The organism is Pseudomonas sp. I2 (assembly GCF_040984075.1).
In the GTDB taxonomy this organism is placed as follows: domain Bacteria; phylum Pseudomonadota; class Gammaproteobacteria; order Pseudomonadales; family Pseudomonadaceae; genus Aquipseudomonas; species Aquipseudomonas guariconensis_B.
The window spans coordinates 1-21851 of sequence record NZ_JBCGFQ010000023.1; the positions used below are offsets into that span (position 1 = coordinate 1).

A 21851-nucleotide genomic window follows, 5' to 3' on the forward strand; every position below is an offset into this window, starting at 1 on the left:
GGTGTCGGGGGGGGGGGTGGGGGGGGGTGGGTGCGCGTCGCGGCGGGGGGCGGGTGTGGTGTGTGCGTTGGTTTTGGGGAGCGGCCCTGTGCCGCTGGCCCTCCTGGGGGGCGGGGGGCGGCCCCCCCCCCCCCCCCCCCCCACGCCACTCGATGGACCGACATCGAGGACCGCCCCGCGCCGAAGCCTCCGTTAACATTTCTGCCAAAAAATCATCATATTGACGCACTAAAGTCGCGTCTTTCTTACTCACAACAAAAGGACACCCGATGAGTCGAGAAACCGGCGACAACCTTGACCGGAACCTGAGCGACAACCCGCCGATGGCCAGCGTCATGGACGCCTACCTGAGCCGTCGCAGCGTGATGCGCGGCAGCCTTGGCGCGGCGATCGCCATGATCGCGGGAACCGGCCTGGCCGGCTGCCTAGATGCCATTGCCGCCGCTCGCCAAGATGCGCCCCGCCCGGCCAAGCCGCAGCCCTCGAAACTGAAGCTGGGCTTCGAGTCCATCGCCGGCTCGCGCACCGATGCCTGCGTCGTCGCTGCCGGCTACAGCGCCTATGTGCTGGCCCCCTGGGGCACGCCGCTGAACAGCAAAGCCAGCCCATGGAAGGCCGACGGCAGCAACACCGCCCTCGACCAGGCCAACGCCATGGGCATGCACCACGACGGCATGCACTTCTTCCCCATCGCTGGCAGCGCCGACGACGGCCTGCTGGCGATCAACTTCGAGTACATCGATCCCGCCGCCCTGCACCCGAACGGCCCGACCACCGACGCCAACGGCAAGCGCCCAGCCGAAGAAGTGCGCAAGGAAATCAATGCCCACGGCGTCGGCGTGGTGCGCCTGAGCAAGGTCGACGGCCGCTGGCAGGTGGTCGAGAACGACCCGCTCAACCGCCGCTTCACCACCGCCTCGCGGATGAACATCTCAGGCCCACTGCGCGGCACCGACCACGTCAAGACCCGCTTCTCGCCCGACGGCAGCCAATGCCGCGGGACCAACAACAATTGCGGCAACGGCCATACCCCGTGGGGTACCTACCTGACCTGCGAAGAGAACTGGCCGGGCATCTTCGTCAACAAGGGCGCCCTCCCCGCCGACCAGTCACGGATCGGCGTGGTGACCTCCAGCGGCCTGTACCAATGGGAAAGCGCTGCTGGCGACAGCAGCGAGGTCGACGGCGAATTCGCCCGCTTCGACGTCACCCCGACCGGCGCCAGCGCCACCGACGACTATCGCAACGAAGCCAGCACCTACGGCTACATCGTCGAGATCGACCCGTACGACAGCAGCACCCTGGCGGTGAAACGTACCGCCCTGGGGCGCTTTCGCCACGAGGGCTGCTGCCCGGGCCTGGCGGTGGCCGGCAAGCCGCTGGTCTGGTACAGCGGCGACGACTCCAACAACGAGTACCTGTACAAGTTCGTCTCCGACGCCCTGTGGGACCCGGCCGACGCCAACCCGGCCGACCGCCTGGCCACCGGCGACAAGTACCTGGACCAAGGCACGCTCTACGTGGCCCGCTTCGATGCCGACGGCCGTGGCAGTTGGCTGCCCCTCGACGTCGAGACCGCCACCACCGACGGCAGCACCCTTGGCGCCCGGTTCGGCGACCTGCCGGGTATCCTCCTCAACACCCGGGGTGCGGCCGATGCCGTGGGCGCAACGCCCATGGACCGGCCGGAATGGACGGCGGTCAACCCGCTCAACGGTGACGTCTACCTGACCCTGACCAACAACAGTGCGCGCACCCCGGCAACGGTAAACGCCGCCAACCCACGCGGCCCGAGCCGTCACGGCCATATCATCCGCTGGCGCGACAGCGACGATCAGCGGGGTTTCACCTGGGATATCTTCGTGTTCGGCGCCAACGCCTCCGGTGCCGCCGAGATCAACCGCTCGGGCCTGACCGAACTGAACCAGTTCGCCAGCCCCGACGGCATGTGTTTCGATAGCCGCGGCGTGTTGTGGTTCGAGACCGACAACAGCGAGCCGAGCGTGGCCGACTACACCAACGACCAGTTGCTGGCAGTGATTCCGTCCGACCTGATGGATGCCGATGGCAGGCAGATCCCGGTCAACGCCCGCAACCAGGTGGACCTGCGCCGCTTCTTCGTCGGCCCGAACGGCTGCGAGGTGACCGGCATCGCCTTCACACCGGACAACAAGACGTTGTTCATCAACATCCAGCACCCGGGCAACTGGCCGTACAGCGACATTGCCACCGATGCCACCCCGGCGGGCACGACAGTGCGCCCACGGGCTTCGACCGTGGTGATCCAGCGTAACGATGGTGGGGAGATCGGGACGGCCTGATGGGCTGTCCTTTCAGGTTTCTGGGGCCGCTTCGCGCCTCCATGCCACCTAGCTAACAAACATTCGCGGGCTTGCCCCGCGAATGGCTCCAGCGCGGTCTAGAACTCGGCGAGCCGCCAGACCTCATAGGCCGGCGTCTCGTACGGGTGGCTCGCCTTGAGCGCAGCGACGACCTGGACAACCAGGTCGTCAGCCACCACCAGCTCCACCTTCCACTCGTCCACCTGCTCGACCTGCCCTGCCCGCCCCAGGTACGGCTGGCTGCCGTCCAGAGGCCGGAACTGGCCCTGGCCCAGGGTCTGCCAGGCACAGTGGTCGTAGTCGCCGATGCGCCCGCCACCGGCGGCGAACACAGCGGCCTTGACCACGTCCACATGGCTCGGTGGCACGAAGAAGGCGAGCTTGTACACCGTCAGTTCACCCAGACCCGCGCATTGCGGAACATGCGCATCCAGGCGCCATCTTCCTGCCACTCGTCCGGACGCCAGGAGTTCTGCACGGCGCGGAACACCCGCTCAGGGTGCGGCATCATGATGGTCACGCGACCGTCACGGCTGGTAAGGCCGGTGATACCACGCGGCGAGCCGTTGGGGTTGGCCGGGTAGGCTTCGGTGACCTTGCCGTGGTTGTCGACGTAGCGCAGGGCCACGCAACCGGACAGGTCGGCTTCCAGCAGCGCTTCCTCGCTGGCGAACTCGGCATGGCCCTCGCCGTGGGCGATGGCGATCGGCATGCGCGAACCGGCCATGCCCTGCAGGAAGATCGAATTGGACTTCTGCACCTCGACCATGGCCACGCGCGCCTCGAACTGCTCCGAGCGGTTGCGCACGAAGTGCGGCCAGTACTCGGTGCCCGGGATCAGCTCGTGCAAGTTGGACATCATCTGGCAACCGTTGCACACGCCCAGGGCGAAGCTGTCGTTGCGCTCGAAGAACGCCTGGAAGGCATCGCGGGCGCGGCGGTTGAACAGTGCCGACTTGGCCCAGCCTTCGCCGGCCCCCAGCACGTCGCCGTAGGAGAAACCACCGCAGGCCACCAGGCCCTTGAAGTCGGCGAAGTCGACCCGGCCGGCGAGGATGTCGCTCATGTGCACGTCGATGGCGGCGAAGCCGGCACGGTCGAAGGCTGCGGCCATCTCGACCTGGCCGTTGACGCCCTGCTCGCGCAGGATCGCCACTTGCGGGCGCACGCCCTTCTTGATGTACGGCGCGGCGATATCGTCGTTGACGTCGAAGCCCAGCTTGACCGACAGGCCGGGATTCTCTTCTTCCAGCAGCACGTCGAATTCCTGGTCGGCGCACTCGGCGTTGTCGCGCAGGCGCTGGATCTGGTAACTGGTCTCGGCCCACTGGCGCTGCAGCAGACGGCGCTGGTCGTCGAACAGCACCTCGCCGCCCAGGCTGATGGACACCTCGCCGTTGTTGACCGGCTTGCCGATGACCGCGACGCAGTCTTCCAGGCCGGCGGCGCTGAACTGGGCCAGCACCTCGGGGGTGGCATCCTGGCGCACCTGGATGACCGCCCCGAGTTCCTCGTTGAAGAGGATCGCCGGGACTTCGCCACGCTCGTCGGTCAGCGGGTCCAGGTGCAGGTCGAGGCCGCAGTGGCCGGCGAAGGCCATTTCCAGCACGCTGACCAGCAGGCCGCCGTCGGAGCGGTCGTGGTAGGCCAGCAGGTGGCCGTCGGCGTTCAGGCCCTGGATCACCGCGAAGAAGGCCTTGAGGTCTTCGGCGTCGTCGACGTCCGGGGCCTGCTGGCCGAGCTTGCCGTGCACCTGGGCGAGGATCGAGCCGCCCATGCGGTTCTTGCCACGGCCCAGGTCGATCAGGATCAGGTCGGTCTCGCCCTTGTCCATGCGCAGTTGCGGGGTCAGGGTGTCGCGGATGTCGACCACCGGGGCGAAGCCGCTGACGATCAGCGACATCGGCGCGGTGACGCTCTTCTCGACACCGTCCTCGCTCCAGCGGGTCTTCATCGACATGGAGTCCTTGCCGACCGGGATGGTCAGGCCCAGGGCCGGGCACAGCTCCATGCCCACGGCCTTGACGGTGTCGTACAGGCGGGCATCCTCGCCGGGGTGGCCGGCGGCGGACATCCAGTTGGCCGACAGCTTGATGTCGGAGAGTTGTTCGATGCGGGCACCGGCCAGGTTGGTCAGCACCTCGCCGATGGCCATGCGGCCCGACGCCGGGGCATCGAGCAGGGCCAGCGGGGTGCGCTCGCCCATGGCCATGGCTTCGCCGGTATAGACGTCGAAGCTGGTGGCGGTGACGGCGCAGTCGGCCACCGGTACCTGCCAGGGGCCGACCATCTGGTCGCGGGCCACCAGGCCGGTGATGGTACGGTCGCCGATGGTGATCAGGAAGCTCTTGCTGGCCACCGCCGGATGATGCAGGACGCGCTCGACGGCGTTGTCCAGGTCCAGCGCGCTCGGGTCGAAGTCATCGCCCAGCTCCGCCTCGCGGGTGACCGAACGGTGCATGCGCGGCGGCTTGCCCAGCAGCACGTCCAGCGGCATGTCCACCGGGGTGTTGCCGAAGTGGCTGTCGGTGACGGTCAGGTGCAACTCCTCGGTGGCCTCGCCGACCACGGCGAACGGGCAGCGCTCGCGCTCGCAGATGGCCTTGAAGCGCTCGAAGTCAGCGGCGCTGACCGCCAGCACGTAGCGCTCCTGGGACTCGTTGCTCCAGATCTCGTGCGGCGCCATGCCCGGCTCGTCGTTGGGCACGTTACGCAGCTCGAAGCGGCCACCGCGGCCACCGTCGTTGACCAGCTCGGGGAAGGCGTTGGAAATACCGCCCGCGCCGACGTCATGGATGAAGGCGATCGGGTTCTGCTCGCCCAGTTGCCAGCAACGGTCGATGACCTCCTGGCAACGGCGTTCCATTTCCGGGTTCTCGCGCTGCACCGAGGCGAAGTCCAGGTCGGCGGAGCTGGCACCGGTATCGACCGAGGACGCCGCGCCGCCGCCCAGGCCGATCAGCATGGCCGGGCCGCCGAGCACGATCAGCTTGGCACCGACGGTGATCTCGCCCTTCTGCACGTGCTCCTCGCGGATGTTGCCCATGCCACCGGCGAGCATGATCGGCTTGTGGTAGCCACGGACCTCTTCACCACGCGGGGTGTCGATGGCCTGCTCGAAGGTACGGAAGTAGCCGGTCAGTGCCGGACGGCCGAATTCGTTGTTGAACGCGGCACCGCCCAGGGGGCCTTCGACCATGATGTCGAGGGCGTCGACGATGCGGCCCGGCTTGCCGTAGTCCTGCTCCCAGGGCTGCTCGAAGCCGGGGATGCGCAGGTTGGACACGGTGAAGCCGGTCAGCCCGGCCTTGGGCTTGGCGCCACGGCCGGTGGCGCCTTCGTCGCGGATCTCGCCGCCGGAGCCGGTGGAGGCGCCGGAGAACGGGGCGATGGCGGTCGGGTGGTTGTGGGTCTCGACCTTCATCAGGATGTGCACCGGCTCCTGCACCGCGCCGTACTGGCGGGTCTCAGGGTTCGGAAAGAAGCGCCCGGCGACGTGGCCGACGATCACCGAGGCGTTGTCCTTGTACGCCGACAGCACGCCTTCGCTGTGCATCTGGTAGGTGTTCTTGATCATGCCGAACAGGCTCTTTTCCTGAGCCTCGCCGTCGATGTCCCAACTGGCGTTGAAGATCTTGTGGCGGCAGTGTTCGGAGTTGGCCTGGGCGAACATCATCAGCTCGATGTCGTTCGGGTTGCGTGCCAGGCCCTGGAAGGCGTTGACCAGGTAGTCGATCTCGTCTTCGGCCAGGGCCAGGCCCAGGTCGATGTTGGCCTGGGCCAGCGCGGCACGGCCGCCACCGAGGATGTCCACGGAGGTCATCGGCCGAGGCTGGGCGTGGCTGAACAGGTCGGCGGCTTCTTCGAGCTTGCCCAGCACGCGCTGGGTCATGCGGTCGTGCAGCTCGGCGGCGATGAGCCCGGCGTCGGCCTCGGACAGCTCGCCGGCGACGTAGTAGGCGATGCCGCGCTCCAGGCGCTGGATGGCCTGCAGGCCGCAGTTGTGGGCGATGTCGCTGGCCTTGCTGGCCCAGGGCGAGATGGTGCCCAGGCGCGGCACCACCAGGAACAGGCGGCCACTGGGCTCCTGCACCGGTACGCTCGGACCGTACTTGAGCAGACGGCCCAGCACCTGCTGCTGGTCGGCGGTCAGCTCGCCGCTGACGTCGGCGAAGTGGGCGAATTCGGCATACAGGCCGGTAACAGCGGGGACTTTCTGGCTCAGTTGCTCGAGTAGCTTACCGTGGCGAAAGGCAGAAAGGGCAGGAGCGCCGCGCAGGATCAACATCGTCGGGACAGCCTCAGGAAGGGGTGTGCTTAGAGGCCGTGCATTCTAGCCTAAATCCGCGGCTTTCGGCACCCGCCAGAGGGCAATGCTGCCGGGCGGCGGAACCGGACTTCGGGGTCAGGAAAGCGGCACGAAAAGCAGCTTCAAACGGAAAGCTACAAGCCGCAAGAAAAAGTGGGGCAGTGCACGGCTAATGCTGTTCACTTAAGCCTGATGTGACATCGATTGGGGCTGCCTTGCAGCCCTTCGCGGGCAAGCCCGCTCCCACAGGATCGTGCATTTGCAGCGTACTTGTGGGAGCGGGCTTGCCCGCGAAGGGCCGCAAGGCGGCCCCAATTGATTAAAGTGAACAGCATTAGGCAGTGCACGGCCTGCTTTCCCCTGCAGCTCGCCGCTGGGAGATAAGTAGCTTGAAGCTTGCCGCTAGCAAACCTATGGCCCGTTGTCGAGATATGGCGCGACCGGTCCTTTGCGTATACTGCAAGCTATGTTCGCCCACACTGCTTTGCGCCAGCGCTGCGCCAGATGGCTCTTCGCAACCGGACTCTTCCTGATGCTCGGTGCCTGTGTTGAAAAACCCAGCACCCTCGAGCGCGTCAAGGAGGACGGTGTGCTGCGCGTGATCACCCGCAACAGCCCGGCTACCTACTTCCAGGACCGCAATGGCGAGACCGGCTTCGAGTACGAGCTGGTCAAGCGGTTCGCCGACGATCTCGGCGTGGAACTGGAGATCGAGACCGCCGACAACCTCGACGAGCTGTTCGACCAACTGGGCAAGCCCTCCGGTCCGGTGCTGGCCGCCGCCGGCTTGGTCAGCAGCGAGCGGCGCAGCGCCCAGGCGAAATTCTCCCACCCTTACCTCGAGGTGACCCCACAGGTCATCTACCGCAACGGCCGCTCCCGGCCCACCAGCGTGAAAGGCCTGATCGGCAAGAAGATCCTGGTGCTCAAGGGCAGCAGCCATGCCGAGCAACTGGCCGAACTGAAAAAGCAGAATCCCACGTTGGAATACGAAGAGTCCGACGCTGTGGAAGTGGTCGACCTGCTGCGCATGGTCGACGAGGGCCAGATCGACCTGACCCTGGTGGACTCCAACGAACTGGCCATGAACCAGGTGTACTTTCCCAACGTGCGCGTGGCCTTCGACCTGGGCGACACCCGCGATCAGCGCTGGGCAGTGGCCGCCGGCGAAGACAACAGCCTGCTCAACGAGATCAACGCCTTTCTCGACAAGGCCAAGAAGAACGGCACGCTGCAACGCCTGAAGGAGCGCTACTACGGTCATGTCGATGTACTCGGCTACGTCGGCGCCTACACGTTCGCCCAGCACCTGCAGCAGCGCCTGCCCAAGTACGAGAAGTACTTCAAGGCCAGTGCCAAGGTCGAGCAGGTCGACTGGCGCCTGCTGGCGGCGATCGGCTACCAGGAGTCCCTGTGGCAGCCGGAGGTCACCTCCAAGACCGGTGTGCGCGGCCTGATGATGCTCACCCAGCGCACCGCCCAGGCCATGGGCGTGTCCAACCGCCTGGACCCGAAGCAGAGCATCCAGGGCGGCGCCAAGTACTTCATGGTCGTCAAGGCCCAGCTCGACGACAGCATCAAGGAGCCGGACCGCACCTGGTTCGCCCTGGCCGCCTACAACGTCGGCAGCGGCCACCTGGAAGACGCGCGCACGCTGGCTAGGCGCGAGGGGCTGAACCCGAACAAGTGGCTGGACGTGAAGAAGATGCTGCCACGCCTGTCGCAGAAGCAGTGGTACAGCAAGACCCGCTACGGCTATGCCCGCGGTGGGGAGCCGGTGCACTTCGTGGCCAACATCCGCCGTTACTACGACATCCTCACCTGGGTGACCCAGCCGCAGCTCGAAGGCCAGGTGGCCGAGGGCAGCCTGCATGTGCCGGGGGTCAACAAGGACAAGCCGGCGGAACAGTCGCCGCCGATGTAGTGCCGGGCGACCGGTGGTGGAGGCCCAGACCGGCTCAGGCCTTCGTCCTGCGTGCCTTGAAGAACTCGCTCAGTATCTGCCCGCACTCCTCGGCCAGCACCCCGCCTTCATAGATCACCCGATGGTTGAGAAACCCCTGGGTGAAGAACTGCCCCTGGCTCTGCACGACCCCCGCCTTCGGCTCCAGTGCCCCATACACCACCCGCGCCACCCGTGAGTGCACGATCAGGCCGGCGCACATGCTACACGGCTCCAGGGTCACGTACAGGGTGCTGCCGGGCAGGCGGTAGTTGCTCGCCGCCCTGGCCGCCGCGCGAATGGCGACCATCTCGGCATGGGCGCTGGGGTCGCTGTCGGCGATCGGCCGATTGAAGCCCTGCCCGATGACTTGCCCGTGCTGCACCAGCACCGCGCCCACCGGCACTTCGCCCATGGCCGCCCCTTCGGCGGCCAAGGCCAGGGCCAGACGCATGAATTCCTGGTCGCGGCTGCGATCGATGATCTGCGGGCGCATCAGACCACCGCGATCGCGGCCATCAGGCCGGTTTCCATGTGGTCGATGACGTGGCAGTGGAACATCCAGGTCCCTGGGTTATCCGCCACCAGTGCCACCTGGGCACGCTCGTTCTTGCCCAGCAGGTAGGTGTCGGTGAACCAGGGCTCGACGATCTTGTGGCGATTGGAGGCGATCACCTTGAAACTCATGCCGTGCAGATGGATAGGGTGCTGGTACTGGGTCATGTTCTTCAGTTCGAAGATATAGCTCTTGCCCTTCTGCAGGGTAGCGATCGGTCGATCGGCACAGGTCTTGTCGGTGATGTCCCAAGCCTGGCCGTTGATCTGCCACAAGCTTGGAGGCTTGCCGTCCTCGGTGCCGACCGACACCTTGCCGGCCCACTCGAAGTTGAAGTTGAGCTTCTCGGCGTTCGCCAGGTCCGGCTCAGCGACCGGATTGGGTGGCAGGGGCTTGGGCCAGTCGCCGGGAGCTTCGTCGCTGGCCACCGAGCGCAGGGTGCCCAGGCGCACGAAACCATCGCGCAGGGAGATCTCCTCGCCGGCCTGGGGAATGCGGATGGCCAGGCAGATGCGCATGCCCGGGCCGAGCCAGTAGTCCTTGCCCAGGGGCCGTGGCGTGACGGGGTTGCCATCCAGGGCATAGATCATCGCCTCGCAGTTGCCCTTGAGGTTGATGCGGTAGGTCCAGGTGTTGTCCAGGTTGAGCAGGCGCACCCGCACCACCTGGCCGGCCGGCAGCTCGGTGACCGCCCCGGCCTGGCCGTTGATGGTGATCAGGCGCCCGGCGGTGCCGTTGCGCGCCGCCTCGCGGGCAACGCTGAACGGCATCCAGGCGCCCTGCTCGTCCACGTGCCAGGTCTTCAGGCTCAGGGTGCGTTCATGACGAAACCCCGTGGGCTCGCGCTCCTCGACGATCAGCGGGCCGACCAGGCCGCGGCCCAGTTCCTCGGAGCTGCTGACGTGGGGGTGGTACCAATAGCTGCCAGCGTCCGGGACGCGGAACTTGTAGTCGAAGAACTCGCCCGGCTTGACCGGCAATTGCGACACGTAGGGCACGCCGTCCATTTCCAGCGGCAGGCGGATGCCATGCCAGTGAATGGTCGTCTCGACCGGCAGGTGATTGATGAAGCGTACCCGCAGCCAAGTGCCCTGGCGTACCCGCAGCTCGGTGCCCGGGGCCGATGGGCCGAAGGCCCAGGCCTCGGTCTTGAAGCCGGGCACCAACTCGACGTCCAGGGGTGCGGCGATCAATTCGTAGTCGTGCCCGGCGTTCTCGTCCTCCACCTTGCCCAGCCAGTAGCGGGCGGCGCCCCCGGCGCCCAGGCCAACCACCACCAGGCCGGTCAGGCCCTTGAGCATTTGTCGACGGGTGAAGGACATCGGTGCAGGTACCTCGTTTTTCGCGATCAATCTGCCAGCAGAGCTGGCAAGGAAGGGCGAATACGATACACCTGCAGTTGAGAAAGATTAAGTGAAGACTTGTACCTCGGGCCGGACGCGATGTCGCATCCAGCATTAAGTACCACCCCCACCACGACCGTTCCAACCATCTTGTGCGCCCCTTGAACCACCGCGAGTACGCTCATGATCTTTACCGAACGGCAGAAGCAGGATCACCAAACCCTGAACCTGATGGCGACCCAGGTAAGCACCTCTTGCCCCGACCTGCGCCAGATGGCCCGGGATATCGCCAAAGCGCTCCTGACCCAACATGGTTTCACGGCACTGGATCCCGACCGGGTGTACTTCCATCGCTTCCATACCGCCTCCAGCAGCCCCCGCACATTCAATGGCTGGCAGCATCATGAAAAGCCCTACCAATCGCTGACCCTGCCACAGCTGGTGATGCATCGCTTCGACGCGGCCGAGCAGGACAATGCCGACCTGCTCGGCAACTACACAGGTTTCTACACCTCAGGCCCAGGGGCCCAAGCCTACGATGAACGCAACGAAGTCCCCCTGGCCCCCAAGGCCGTACTCGAGGCGTTCTGGAAGATCGATTTCAGCAGTGCCTTCCATCAACGCCTCGATGCCTTCTGGGCACAGCATGCCGATGACTACCGAACCCTGGCCAAATCCATGTTCCTGAGCAAGGTCCTGGAAGCCTGCGCACATGACGCCCACAGTAGCCTGGCCAAGAGAGCACGCCAGATCACCGAGGCCTTGACGGGCGTGCGGACCTGGCCTGCCTCCCTACAGGAGTTGCGCCAGCAGGTCGTGCCCTCGACAGAGGTACGCCTGTGCACCTTCGACATAGGCGGACACGTCGCCAGCGATATCCTCAGGGTGGTGATGAGTGATGGCTGCCAGTTGCTCTACCTGCCAGGTGAAGACGAGGCGCTGCAACTGTTCGCCAGTGACCGGGAGCTTCATGCGTGGGTCCTGGCCAATACCCGGGAAACGCAAGGCAAGGTCCGCTTCATGGGCCACTTCCCGCTGGCGAGCCAAAAGGAGAATGACCCCAACGTGGGGCTCGGTCACCTGCTGGATGTCATGAGGCGCCAGTGGGACGCCGCACATCCCGATGGCCTGAACACGCAGGACACGACGCTGCATGTGGATGCTTTCAGCCACCTGCGCGATGCCGCTCGCCAGCGCATGCTCGAAGATGCTCACTTCGCCTTGCGCTCCAACGCAGACCTGCGCAAACAGCTGTGGATCGGTTACCTAGGGGCCTTCTCCAAGGTCTTCGGCCCCATGGCCGCCCTGGACTGGCCAGTGGCGCTGGCCGCCGTCGGCGCAGGCCTGGCCGAGACAGGCCTGGATATCGACCAGGCGATCAACGGCCACACCACCGCCGAGCGTCAGGCGGGCGTCACGGGGGCCATACTCGCCGGCATCAATACCTTGTTCAACGCCACTTTCCTGGTTGCCGCCGGTGTGAACGCCACGGGCGAGCTAGCCCCCATCGAGGAAGCCGGCGAACAGGTCACGCTCCCCGAGGAAAACCAGCCCCCGGGCGAAGAACTCGATCCCGCCACCCCGGACGAGATCCAGGCCTGGGTTCCGGAAGATTTCAGGCCGAGCGATCTCGCACAGCGGATGCAGACGCTAGAAAGCAACGATATCCTGCGCAATGCCCCGGCAAACGCACCGTTCAAGGGCATCCTGGTACAGGACGGCAAGCAGTACGCGATGGTTGGCGACCTCGTCTACCAGGTACGTTTCGTCGGAGAACTGGATACCTGGGTCATCATCGATCCAGAAAACCCCTACGCGTTCTCAGGCAGCATCCCCATTGCCCCGGATACCGAAGGCCGCTGGCAACCTATCGACAGCATAGGGCTCAAGGGCGGCGGAATACCGAGGTTCCTGCTCAAGGCATGGGGCCGGTTACGGCCAAGGCCTGCCCTGCCACCCCTGGCCCCCACCCCCTACGACGTAGCGGAAATCGAGCGTCCGGCCTTGGCGCCTGCGACCAGAGGCGGCCTGAGGCTCGCCCTGGAAGACCCCGACAGCGGCCATCCCTATTCGGTCTATAGGCAACTGCGCGACCGCTTGGCCGCTGACGCACAGGGCTTCTTTTCTTCGTTTCACGCCCCTGCCCGCCCAACGATTCCCGAGCTACCCAGTACAGCCACAAACAAGGAGATCATCCGCACGCTTTACCAGGAAAGCGACGGTCTGGTGATCGGCGAGTCACATACCCAACGCGGCGCCAAGCAGTTCTTGATCAAGAACATGCGGCAACTCAAGAAACAGGGGGTGGATGTACTCTACATGGAGCACTTCACGACCGATTTCCACCAGGTCGATCTCGACCTGTTCAACCGAACCGGGATGTTGTCGGCCGAACTCAAGGCCTATGTGGAGGATTTCGACGCCCAAGCCACCCTCGCCGAATCGACGCCCCACACCATGAAGAACGTGCTGTACGAGGCCCACCGGCAGAACGTACGCGTACAAGCCATCGACTGCCTTGCCTCGTACGTCCAAGCCTGGGACGTGCAGCCCTCTTCGACCATTCGCCAGGAAATGATGAACTATTTCGCCCATGTGGTCATCGAGGCCGACCAGACGCGACGCGGGGCCGGGAAATGGATCGCCCTCGCGGGCAACTCCCATGCCAATACCTTCATGGGCACTCCCGGCCTGAGCGAGCTGGAGGGGGTTATCGGCTTGCGGGTCGAAGACGTCGAGATCGACCAGGCAGGCGGCATTGGCAACGATCCCGGCTTCTGGGAGGAGGTGGAGGGGGAGCCGTTATTCGTCAAGAACGACCTGCTCCTGCAAGTTCCTCTCCTTCGCCCCTGGATGTAGGATGTAGGTACGACAGCCCTGCCCCTGAGCGCCATGGCGACAACTCGCGTCAGAGTGCCGCCATGGCACTCCAGCGAATCGTACGCCCTGAAACCCAAAAGCCCGCAATTACGCGGGCTTTTGGATGTTTCTTGCTACTGGGTGCCGGTCAGTACCGGCTGCCGATCATTCCCACTCGATCATCAACAAGTCTCGCAAGCCCGCGTAGTTAAAGGGATTTGCGATGATCGACTGGGCCATTACCGTCGCTTTTACCGTCATCCGACAAGAGTTTTGCCTGGTGCGGAAGATGGAAGGATTTGAGGGGCGACGATTCTGGCAACTCCATCGTCAATCGCCCTCTAGGATAGCGCAGACAAGCACAGCGGTCTTCCTCCAAGCCTCACTTCGCCGATGACTTCGGCGTTGCCTGCCCTCCCCTCTTAAAACCACGATCCCCCGCCATGAACGCCTCCAGCATGTGCGGGATCAGCGTCATGGCATCAACCGCCTCGCCGTAGGTCTGCGCGTGCAGCGCGGCGTAGCGGTCGAGGTCGGCTTTCAGGCCGACCGGGCACGCGAAGGTCAGCTTGACGTTCTCGGTCTTGGGCAGCGGCCCGAGCCGCAGCTTCTTGGTCGCACTCATTGGGAAGCTCCCCGACTGAAGAACAGGGGCTGGTACGGCCGCAGCACCAGATCCCGGTTGACGATGATCCGCACCGGCAGGCCCGGCCGCTCGGTCAGCGTCGGCTGGATGTTCATGTTGCGCCGGGTGATCTCTTGGCCGACCTGATTGATGCTGTCCTGGGCGCTGTCGCGTCCGGCGATGACGATGCGGTTGCCGTCCTGGCGGTTCTCCGGCGCGGCCAGCTCGGCGCCGACGCCCAGCAGCGTCGTCAGCACCGCGCCCGCGACGATGCGCTTCCAATGCCAGTTCACGTCGTCCTCTAGGCCGGCGTAGCCCGCTGGATCGGTGCCCACAAGGTTATCGAGCGTCAGCGACGACGTGTCGGGCAGGATGATCCGATTCCACACCACCTGCACGCGGCTTTGCCCATAGCCGACCTGGCTGTTGTAGCGCCCCAGGATGCGCGATCCCTGCGGGATCAGCAGGAACTTGCCGGTGGCCGTGTCGTAGACCGGCTCCGTCACCGTGGCGATCACGTCGCCCGGCAAGTCCGACTTGATGCCCGTCACCAGCGCGCCCGCGATCACCGTTCCGGCCATTACCTGATAGGGCGACGCCGGCAGCACCAGATTGCCGGAATTGCGGATTTCCGTGGAGCCGGCTTTCAGGAACGCCTCCTTCTGATCTTGCCGGTTCTGCACGGCGGTCGGGTCGGCAGGCTGCGCCGCCACTGACGCCGGCCCGGCAGCGAGCGGGTAGAAGGCCGCGACAGCGCTTGCACCACCAGGCGCACCCGGCGTCGCCTGCGCCACCGTGGCGGCGGCCTGGCCTTGCCCGCCCGAGCGGAAGAACACCGACGAAGCCGCAGCGGCTTCGGCCTCCTTGCGCAAGGCATCGTTGGGATCAGGGCCGGGGGCCGCGTAAGCGGCCACGGCCGGCTGCTGCGAGTTCACGATGGCAGGGCCGAGGTCGCCCGGCAGCGGCGGCCCCAGCTCGGGCACTTGCGGCGGCAGCTTCGAGTAGTCGGCCGGCAGGCCGTCCAGCCCTTCGGACTTCGAGACGCGATCGACGTTGTAAAGCTCGGTTTGCTCGCCCGCACTGCGTCGCTGCGGATGTAGCGACCAGATTGTGGCCCCAAGGACGGCGACCGACAGGCCGCCGACGAGGATGGCCAGCGTGCGCCGGTTCAGGCGCGTGACCGGGCGTGGCTGGGCGCGCAACGCCACCGTTTCCGGCGCGACCTTGCCTGCCTGAGGCGTGGCGAGGTCGGGGGTGTCGTCCTGGCTCATGGTCAGTTCCTCCGCACAACGCCGTCCGTGCGCTCAATTCGCACCACGTCGCCCTTGTCCCCGCCCAGGCGCAGTTCGGCGGCACCGAACAGCCGATCCACGATGTAGTACGGCGAACGGAAGCGGTAATTGACCAGTTGCCCGTCGCCTTGCGCGCCGATGACGAACAGTGGCGGCAGCTCGCCTTGTGCGATGCCCGGCGGGAACTGGATATAGACCTTCTCGCCGTCGTCGAAGGCGCGCAGCGGCTTCCACGGCGGGTTGCTACCGCTGACCGCGTAGCGGAAGCGCAGATTTTCCAGCGCCAGCCCGGTATCGACCGGCGCGGCGGCGCTGGCCGTCTGTGCCTGGCGCTGCAAAGCCAACATCCGGTCGCGCGGGTACTCCCACGACACGGACGCCATCCACGTCTTTTCCGTTGAGGTCAGCTCCAGCAGGTACGTCCTGCGGCTGGTGGTGATAACGAGATTAGTCTTGAGGCCCGAGCGGATCGGCTTGACCATCACGTTCACGCGCAGGTCGGCTCCGCTGCCGCTCGATGTGTCGCCCACGATCCAGCGCACGGTATCGCCCGCCGCCACCGTCACCAGTTCCTCGCCCGGCTGGAGCGAAACCACGGTCACGCGGCCCACGGCCGCATAGATCTGATACAGCGCGCCATCGGTGAAGGGCCACACCTGAATCGCGTTGACGTAGCCCTCGCGCGTGGGCGCGACGCGGGCCTCGGCGTTGGCGCGCGAGACGCGCACCTTCTCGTCTGCCGGTTCCGGCACCGGCTTGACTTCCTCTGCGTCGGGCAACGGCTTCAACTGCGCCGGCATCGGCAACACCTCGGGCACGGCCACCACCTCCACCGGCACAGGCGGCTCGGGTAGCGGCTGGGCCTGCACCGGCTCATCGAGCGAGATGGTCGGTGGCGGCTTGCCCTGCGTGGCACAGCCCGCAAGGGCAAGCAGGATCACCGAAAAAGCGGATTTACGGAAAAGCTCATTCATGGCTTGGCTCCTTCGAAAGAATCCAGTTCGCGGCTCCACGACAGGCCGTTGACGTAGATGCCCAGGGGGTTCTTGCGCAGGCGTTCTTCGGTGCGCGGCGGCTGGAGCACGATGGACACCACGGCCGTCCACCGCTCCAGGCCCGCTGCGGCGCCGTTGACGTAGCGGCGTTCCGTCCAACGCACGTTGAAAGACGTGTCGCTGGCGCGCACGACGCTGTTGATCTGCACCGTCACCGACTCCTTGCCGATGCGCGCGAATGGGTCGTTGACCCGCGCGTAGTCGTTGAGCACGGCCGCGCCCTTATCAGTTGTGTAGCCGTAGGCGTCCAGCCAGTTCTGGCGGACGACGATGGGGTCGATGGACAGCGAGCGCACCAGCGTCACGAAACGCGCGATGTGGTGCGCCGTCTGCGCATCGTTGGGCTGGTACGGCGTGGCGGCCTCGCCGACCGCGCGTACCTGACCCGCGTTGTCCACTTCCACGACGTAGGGCGTCACGATGGACTGCGCAGAGCGCCACACCAGGCCGCCGGCCATCAGCAGCGCGAGCATCAGGCAGCCGAAGGCCATCAGTCGCCAGTTCTTCGCCTGCACGCGGGGCGAGCCGATACGGTCGTCCCACACCTGGCCGGCAGCTTGGTACGGCGTGGCAGGTTGCGGCGTGTCGGCGTAGCGCACCTGCGGTTTCTTGAATCGCATGGTCTGTTCTCCTTATGAGTCGGAATCGCGCAGGCTCGGCCCTTGGCCGGAGCCGCCGCCATCGCCACCGCGCAGCATGTGGGCGGCAGTGGTCGCGGCATGGGTGAGCTGCTGGCGGCGATGCAGCCGCTTGGCCCAAGCGGGTTGTTCCGGCTTCTGTGCAGCGGCACCGTCTGCGGGGGCTTGGCCGGTTGACGCGCCAGCGTCGGCCGTCGAGCCATTCCAGCCAGCACGGAACGGAGCGGCCATCCGCTGCCCGGCAGCGGAAGCGCGGGATGCAGCAGCGCGTCCGGCGGACTGCGTGCCGGTCTTGGCGACGTTGCCTAGGCCCGCTATCGCGCCCTTGGCACCGCCGCCTGCTGCGGCGGAACCGGCCTGGAACGCCGACTTCGCGCTGCCAGCCGCCGACGTGGCGGCACGCGCACCGCTGCCGGCCAGCTTGGCGGCGGCCGGGGCCATGCGGGCACCAGCGGCCACCGCACCGCCCACGCCCGTCGCGGCAGCACCGACAGCCACTGCGGTTCCGGCTGCGCCGATAGCGGCACCGGCCATTGCGCCCGCGCCGAGCTGCGGCGCACCGGACACGAGGCCCGTGGCGATGCCGGGGCCGAAGATGCCCAGCGCCAGCAAGGTGAGCGAGGCCAGCATGATGACCAGCGCGTGGTCGATGGACGGCTCGGCGGGATGGACTTGGAACTGAGCGAACAAGCCCGAGCCGATACCGACGATCACGGCCAGCACCAAAACCTTGACGCCGGAGGCCACCACGTTGCCAAAGACCTTTTCGGCGAGGAACGCGGTCTTGTTCCAGAGCGCGAATGGAACCAGCACGAATCCGGCGAGCGTGGTCAGCTTGAACTCGATCAGCGTGATGAACAGTTGGATCGCCAGCACGAAGAAACACAAGACCACGACCAGCCACGCGAGGAACATCACCACGATGGGGTCGAGGTTCACGAATACTTCGGGAAAGCCCGCCATCTTGCCGATCTGCTCCAGAATCGGCGCCCCGGCGTCGATGCCGGTCTTCGCAAGCCGGCCCGGCTGCAAGAAGTTCTCCATCGTGATGGCCGAGCCGGTGGCGGTGATGCCCAATCCCGCAAACGAGCGGAATACGATGCTGGCCAGCCAGTTGAAGTTATTGATGATGTAGGCGAAGGTACCGACGTAGAGCACCTTGCGTAGCAGCTTGGCGATCACGTCCTCGCCCTGGCCGGTGGCGTGGCTCATGGCCCAATACAGGCCAGCGATCGTCATGTCGATGACGATCAGCGTGGCTGTGAGGAAAGCCACTTCGCCCCGCAGCAGCCCGAAACCCGAGTCGATGTAGGCGGCGAATGTGTTGAGGAATTGGTCGATGATGGTCACGTCATTCATGGCGTGTCCTCCGGTTCGGCGGGAACTGGCGGCGCCACACCATTGGCCGGCTCATCGAAACTCGGCGGGATCGGCGGCAGATCGGCCAGCGTCTGGTATTCATCCGGCCCGGCTTGGCCGGAAAAGAAGCGCCGCCGGAAGGCTTCGGCGGCGGCGCGGCAGGCGTCCTCGCCCGTGGCCTGCCGGTCGGCGGCGCATTGCGCGCGCAATGCCTTGAGCCGCACGGGATCGGCGGCCAGGGCATCGGCAAGGTTGTCGGCCGACTGCTCGCTGCAAGCGGCCAGCAGCGCGGCACACAGGGCGAGGACGCATCGCATGGCGGCCTCCCGTCAGTTGCCGTAGAAGGTCACGGGCTGCGGCGTGTACGACGTACCGTCGCCCAAGAAACGCCGCCGCACCTCGCGGGCGCGTTCCGTGGCCGCCGCCTGCCGCGCCAGTTCCAGCGCAGTCGCCCGGTCTTGCGTGATCTGGAGCCGCTGCGACTGGATCGACTGCTTGGCCTGCAAGGCCAGCAGTTGGTTCATGGCCTGCATCGCTTGCAGCGCGCCTTCGGCCGATTGGCTCTTGCCCACGAGGTCGGCCAGCACGCTTTCGTCTTCGCCCAGGTTCTGCGACACCTGGGCCTGCATCTGCATCGTGGTCTGCAAGCCGTTGAGCGTGTTCCGCCAACGCTCCTGCGCGTCGCGGTACATCTGGTCGCCGCTGATCGTGGCGGCGTACTGCTGCGGATACAGGCGCGCGAATTCCCGATCCAGATTCGTCACGTCGTAGGCCAAGCCGCGAGCCTGGGCGATCAGCCGCTCGGTCGTTGCCAGATTGGCGCGCAACTGGTTCACCACGCTGGACGGCAGGCTGGCGAGATTGCGCGCCTGGTTCATCAGCATCTGCGCTTCGTTCTGGAGCTGGTTGATCTGGTTGTTGATCTGTTCCAGGGTGCGCACGGCTGTAAGCGTGTTCTGCACGAAGTTCGACGGATCGAACACAGTGATGGCGGCCGCCGGCTGTGCGAGCATCAGCGACACAGACAGCGCGGCAGCGAGCGAGGCGGACAGCAAACGGGGCTTGATCTTCACGGTGAAACCTCCAATGGTTGGGGGTTGAGGAACGAAGCAGCCGCCGGTGCGGACAGCAGCAAGTCAGCGGCCCAATCAAGGCCGCGATGGCGCAGCCACGCGCCGGCGAAGCCGGGTGTGCCGGCCTGCGCCAGCACGTGGTCGATGTCGCGTTGGTCTTGCGGTGTGGATGCGCCCGCGAATGCGAGCGCGGCTGGCCCCAGGTCGAGGTCGAACAGACGATTTCCGAGACGCGATTGGTAGTAGTAGTCGCGCTTGGGCTGCGCGGCGGCGACGATTTCGATCTGACGCCTGTTGAGGCCAAAGCCCTCGTAGATCGTGCGAATCTGCGGCTCGATGGCCTGCGGGTTGGGCAAGAAGATCCGACTCGCGCAGCTCTCGATGATCGCGGGCGCAATGCTCGAATCCTTGATGTCGGCAAGGCTCTGCGTGGCGAAGATGACGCTGACGTTCTTCTTGCGCAGGGTCTTGAGCCACTGGCGGATACGCGCGGCAAACACCGGGTCGTCGAGGAACAGCCACGCTTCATCAAGGATCAGCAGCGTGGGCGCACCGTCGAAGCGTTCATCGAAACGCGCGAAGAGGTAATGCAGCACGGCCATGACGGCGGCCTTGCTGTGCATTAGCTCCTCCATCTCGAAGCACTGCACGTCGGCCATGCCCAGCCGGTCATGGTCGGCGTCCAGCAGCTTGCCGTGGGCACCGCCGAGCACATAGGGCGACAGCGCCTGCCGCAGCGTGTTCGATTGCAGCAGCACGGAAAGCCCCGTCATCGTGCGCTGCTCCAATGGCGCACCGGCGAGGCTTCCCAGCGCCGACCAGATAGCCGCTTTCTCGTCGGGGCCGACCACTACGCCTTCATGCAGCAAGCGGCCTTCGATCCATTCGGCCGCCCAGGTGCGGTAGCCCTCGCGGTCGATGCGCGCGAGCGGCTGGAAGGCAATTTCGCCATCCGTTCCGAGGTCGTAGTGCTCGCCGCCCAGCCCGAGAACCGTGGCGCGCATCGAGCGGCCCATGTCGAACGCGAAGATACGCGAGCCGCGATAGCGGCGGAACTGCATTGCCAGCGTGGCGAGCAAGACCGACTTGCCCATGCCGGTCGGCCCCGCGACCAGCGTGTGGCCCACGTCGCCGATGTGCGTCACCAGCCGGAACGGCGTGGCGCCATCGGTGCGTGTGACGATCAGCGGCGGGCCGTCGAGGTGATCGTTCTTTTCCGGCCCGGCCCATACCGCCGACAGGGGCATCATGTGCGCCAAGTTCAACGTCGAGACGATGGGCTGCCGCACGTTGGCGTAGGCATTGCCCGGAATGGAGGACAGCCACGCATCCACAGCGTTGAGCGTTTCGGGGATGGTCACGAAGCCCCGGCCCTGGATGACACGCTCCACCATGCGCAGCTTCTCGTCCGCCACAGCAGCGTCCGTGTCCATGACGGTGACGGTCGCCGTCAGGTAGCCGAAGGCAACTTGGTCGCTGCCCAACTCCTGCAAGGCGGCGTCGGCGTCAGCCGCCTTGTTGTTCGCGTCGGTATCCACCAGCGGGCTTTCCTGCTGGAAGATAGTTTCGCGCAGCAGCGCGATGACGTTCTTCCTTTTCGCAAACCACTGGCGGCGCAGGCGCCCCAACTCTCGTTCCGCCTCGGCTTTGTCGAGGCAGAGAAAGCGCGTGCTCCAGCGGTAGGCAAAGCCGAGACGGTTGAGATCGTCCAGAATCCCCGGCCAGGTCGAGGTCGGGAAGCCTCGCACCGACACCACGCGCAGGTACTGGTCGCCCAGCATGGGCGCCAGGCCACCGACCAGCGCGGAGTCGGTCAGCAGCGCGTCGATGTGGAATGGCACTTCGGGCACGCCGACGCGGTAGCGCCGAGTCGAGATAGTGGCGTGCAGGTAGGTCAGCGTCTGGCTGTCATCGAGCCAGGAGATTTCCGGCATCACGCCATCGAAAAGGTCGAAGACGCGATCGGTTTCCGCGACGAAGGCTTGCAGCCGCTCGCGCCAGTCCACGCCATTCGTCGGCGTGTTCTCGTAGAGCATCTTGGCTGCGCGAGCGCGGGATTCCTCGGGTGGCAGGTAGACCAACGTCAGGTGATAGCCGCTCTCGAAGTCGTTGCCCGATTCCTCGAAGGTGGCGCGGCGTTCCTCGTCCACGAGCCACGACAGCGGCTCGGGAAACTCCGAGTGCGGATAGTCGGCGGCGGCGCGGCGCTCGGCCTCGATGAACAGCGCCCAGCCCGAACCCAGCCGGCGCAGCGCGTTGTTCAGACGCGCCGACGTTGCGATCAATTCGCCTTGCGTCGCGCTGTCGAGATCAGGCCCGCGAAACCGGGCCGTGCGCTGGAAACTGCCGTCCTTGTTCAAGACGATGCCCGGCGCGACCAGCCCGGCCCAGGGCAGCCAGTCGGCGAGCAGCGCCGGGCGCTGGCGGTATTCGGCGAGGTTCAGCATCGCGGCGTTCT

Annotated in this window: 15 protein-coding genes; 3 read left to right on the plus strand and 12 right to left on the minus strand. The window is 65.9% G+C overall.

The features are described from left to right. Window positions 1-269: 269 nt before the first annotated feature. Window positions 270-2321: a PhoX family phosphatase gene (locus WCE05_RS13535; protein WP_368816053.1), complete on the plus strand. Its 2052-nt coding sequence runs from the start codon at window positions 270-272 to the stop codon at window positions 2319-2321. A 98-nt stretch (window positions 2322-2419) separates the two neighbouring features. Here the strand turns inward: WCE05_RS13535 and WCE05_RS13540 are convergent, their stop codons facing one another. Then, window positions 2420-2731 carry a YqfO family protein gene (locus WCE05_RS13540; protein ID WP_225787259.1) on the minus strand — a complete coding sequence of 104 codons (312 nt, stop codon included), beginning with the start codon at window positions 2729-2731 and terminating at the stop codon, window positions 2420-2422. A gap of 2 nt (window positions 2732-2733) precedes the next feature. Further along, window positions 2734-6630: a phosphoribosylformylglycinamidine synthase gene (purL, locus tag WCE05_RS13545; RefSeq protein WP_225787258.1), complete on the minus strand. Its 3897-nt coding sequence runs from the start codon at window positions 6628-6630 to the stop codon at window positions 2734-2736. A 487-nt stretch (window positions 6631-7117) separates the two neighbouring features. On the opposite strand from purL, the gene mltF reads away from it, so the two are divergent. Next, window positions 7118-8575, plus strand: a complete 1458-nt coding sequence (mltF, locus tag WCE05_RS13550; RefSeq protein ID WP_225787257.1) for a membrane-bound lytic murein transglycosylase MltF — start codon at window positions 7118-7120, stop codon at window positions 8573-8575. 34 nt (window positions 8576-8609) lie between these two features. Here mltF and tadA read toward each other — a convergent pair whose 3' ends face one another. Together tadA and WCE05_RS13560 are read right to left on the minus strand one after the other, a co-directional pair. Then, a complete protein-coding gene (gene tadA / locus WCE05_RS13555; RefSeq protein ID WP_368816054.1) occupies window positions 8610-9089 on the minus strand; it encodes a tRNA adenosine(34) deaminase TadA in 480 nt (159 codons plus the stop codon). Next, window positions 9089-10471, minus strand: a complete 1383-nt coding sequence (locus tag WCE05_RS13560; RefSeq protein ID WP_253081232.1) for a multicopper oxidase family protein — start codon at window positions 10469-10471, stop codon at window positions 9089-9091. The genes tadA and WCE05_RS13560 overlap by 1 nt, the downstream gene beginning before the upstream one ends. Window positions 10472-10675: 204 nt before the next feature. Between WCE05_RS13560 and WCE05_RS13565 the strand changes: the two genes are divergently transcribed. Continuing rightward, entirely contained in the window at window positions 10676-13351 is a 2676-nt protein-coding gene (locus WCE05_RS13565; RefSeq protein WP_368816055.1) for a DUF6543 domain-containing protein, read from the plus strand. A 382-nt stretch (window positions 13352-13733) separates the two neighbouring features. Here the strand turns inward: WCE05_RS13565 and WCE05_RS13570 are convergent, their stop codons facing one another. The 8 genes from WCE05_RS13570 to trbE are packed head-to-tail and all read right to left on the minus strand — an operon-like array spanning window position 13734 to window position 21840. Continuing rightward, complete coding sequence (locus tag WCE05_RS13570) at window positions 13734-13976, minus strand: DUF2274 domain-containing protein (protein ID WP_171891520.1); 243 nt, start codon at window positions 13974-13976, stop codon at window positions 13734-13736. Beyond that, the gene (locus tag WCE05_RS13575) at window positions 13973-15247 is read right to left on the minus strand and encodes a TrbI/VirB10 family protein (RefSeq protein ID WP_171891521.1); all 1275 of its coding nucleotides are present in this window, start codon (window positions 15245-15247) and stop codon (window positions 13973-13975) included. Before WCE05_RS13575 ends, WCE05_RS13570 begins: the two co-directional genes overlap by 4 nt. 2 nt (window positions 15248-15249) lie before the next feature. Beyond that, on the minus strand, window positions 15250-16242 hold the full coding sequence (trbG, locus tag WCE05_RS13580) for a P-type conjugative transfer protein TrbG (RefSeq protein ID WP_171891522.1): 993 nt from the start codon (window positions 16240-16242) through the stop codon (window positions 15250-15252). Further along, window positions 16239-16943, minus strand: coding sequence for a conjugal transfer protein TrbF (trbF, locus tag WCE05_RS13585; protein ID WP_171891523.1), 705 nt, complete (start codon window positions 16941-16943; stop codon window positions 16239-16241). Before trbF ends, trbG begins: the two co-directional genes overlap by 4 nt. 12 nt (window positions 16944-16955) lie before the next feature. Then, complete coding sequence (trbL, locus tag WCE05_RS13590; RefSeq protein WP_171891524.1) at window positions 16956-18320, minus strand: P-type conjugative transfer protein TrbL; 1365 nt, start codon at window positions 18318-18320, stop codon at window positions 16956-16958. After that, the gene (locus WCE05_RS13595; protein WP_368816056.1) at window positions 18317-18637 is read right to left on the minus strand and encodes a hypothetical protein; all 321 of its coding nucleotides are present in this window, start codon (window positions 18635-18637) and stop codon (window positions 18317-18319) included. Before WCE05_RS13595 ends, trbL begins: the two co-directional genes overlap by 4 nt. 12 nt (window positions 18638-18649) lie before the next feature. Further along, a complete protein-coding gene (gene trbJ, locus WCE05_RS13600) occupies window positions 18650-19387 on the minus strand; it encodes a P-type conjugative transfer protein TrbJ (protein ID WP_171891542.1) in 738 nt (245 codons plus the stop codon). 2 nt (window positions 19388-19389) lie between these two features. Then, on the minus strand, window positions 19390-21840 hold the full coding sequence (trbE, locus tag WCE05_RS13605) for a conjugal transfer protein TrbE (RefSeq protein WP_171891526.1): 2451 nt from the start codon (window positions 21838-21840) through the stop codon (window positions 19390-19392). Window positions 21841-21851: the final 11 nt, after the last annotated feature.

Excerpts from the sequence above, each read along its gene's own strand:
- WCE05_RS13535 (WP_368816053.1), top strand. The coding sequence starts at position 270 with ATGAGTCGAGAAACCGGCGACAACCTTGACCGGAACCTGAGCGACAAC.
- purL (WP_225787258.1), bottom strand. The coding sequence starts at position 6,630 with ATGTTGATCCTGCGCGGCGCTCCTGCCCTTTCTGCCTTTCGCCACGGT.
- mltF (WP_225787257.1), top strand. The coding sequence starts at position 7,118 with ATGTTCGCCCACACTGCTTTGCGCCAGCGCTGCGCCAGATGGCTCTTC.
- tadA (WP_368816054.1), bottom strand. The coding sequence starts at position 9,089 with ATGCGCCCGCAGATCATCGATCGCAGCCGCGACCAGGAATTCATGCGT.
- WCE05_RS13560 (WP_253081232.1), bottom strand. The coding sequence starts at position 10,471 with ATGTCCTTCACCCGTCGACAAATGCTCAAGGGCCTGACCGGCCTGGTG.
- WCE05_RS13565 (WP_368816055.1), top strand. The coding sequence starts at position 10,676 with ATGATCTTTACCGAACGGCAGAAGCAGGATCACCAAACCCTGAACCTG.
- WCE05_RS13570 (WP_171891520.1), bottom strand. The coding sequence starts at position 13,976 with ATGAGTGCGACCAAGAAGCTGCGGCTCGGGCCGCTGCCCAAGACCGAG.
- WCE05_RS13575 (WP_171891521.1), bottom strand. The coding sequence starts at position 15,247 with ATGAGCCAGGACGACACCCCCGACCTCGCCACGCCTCAGGCAGGCAAG.
- trbG (WP_171891522.1), bottom strand. The coding sequence starts at position 16,242 with ATGAATGAGCTTTTCCGTAAATCCGCTTTTTCGGTGATCCTGCTTGCC.
- trbF (WP_171891523.1), bottom strand. The coding sequence starts at position 16,943 with ATGCGATTCAAGAAACCGCAGGTGCGCTACGCCGACACGCCGCAACCT.
- trbL (WP_171891524.1), bottom strand. The coding sequence starts at position 18,320 with ATGAATGACGTGACCATCATCGACCAATTCCTCAACACATTCGCCGCC.
- WCE05_RS13595 (WP_368816056.1), bottom strand. The coding sequence starts at position 18,637 with ATGCGATGCGTCCTCGCCCTGTGTGCCGCGCTGCTGGCCGCTTGCAGC.
- trbE (WP_171891526.1), bottom strand. The coding sequence starts at position 21,840 with ATGCTGAACCTCGCCGAATACCGCCAGCGCCCGGCGCTGCTCGCCGAC.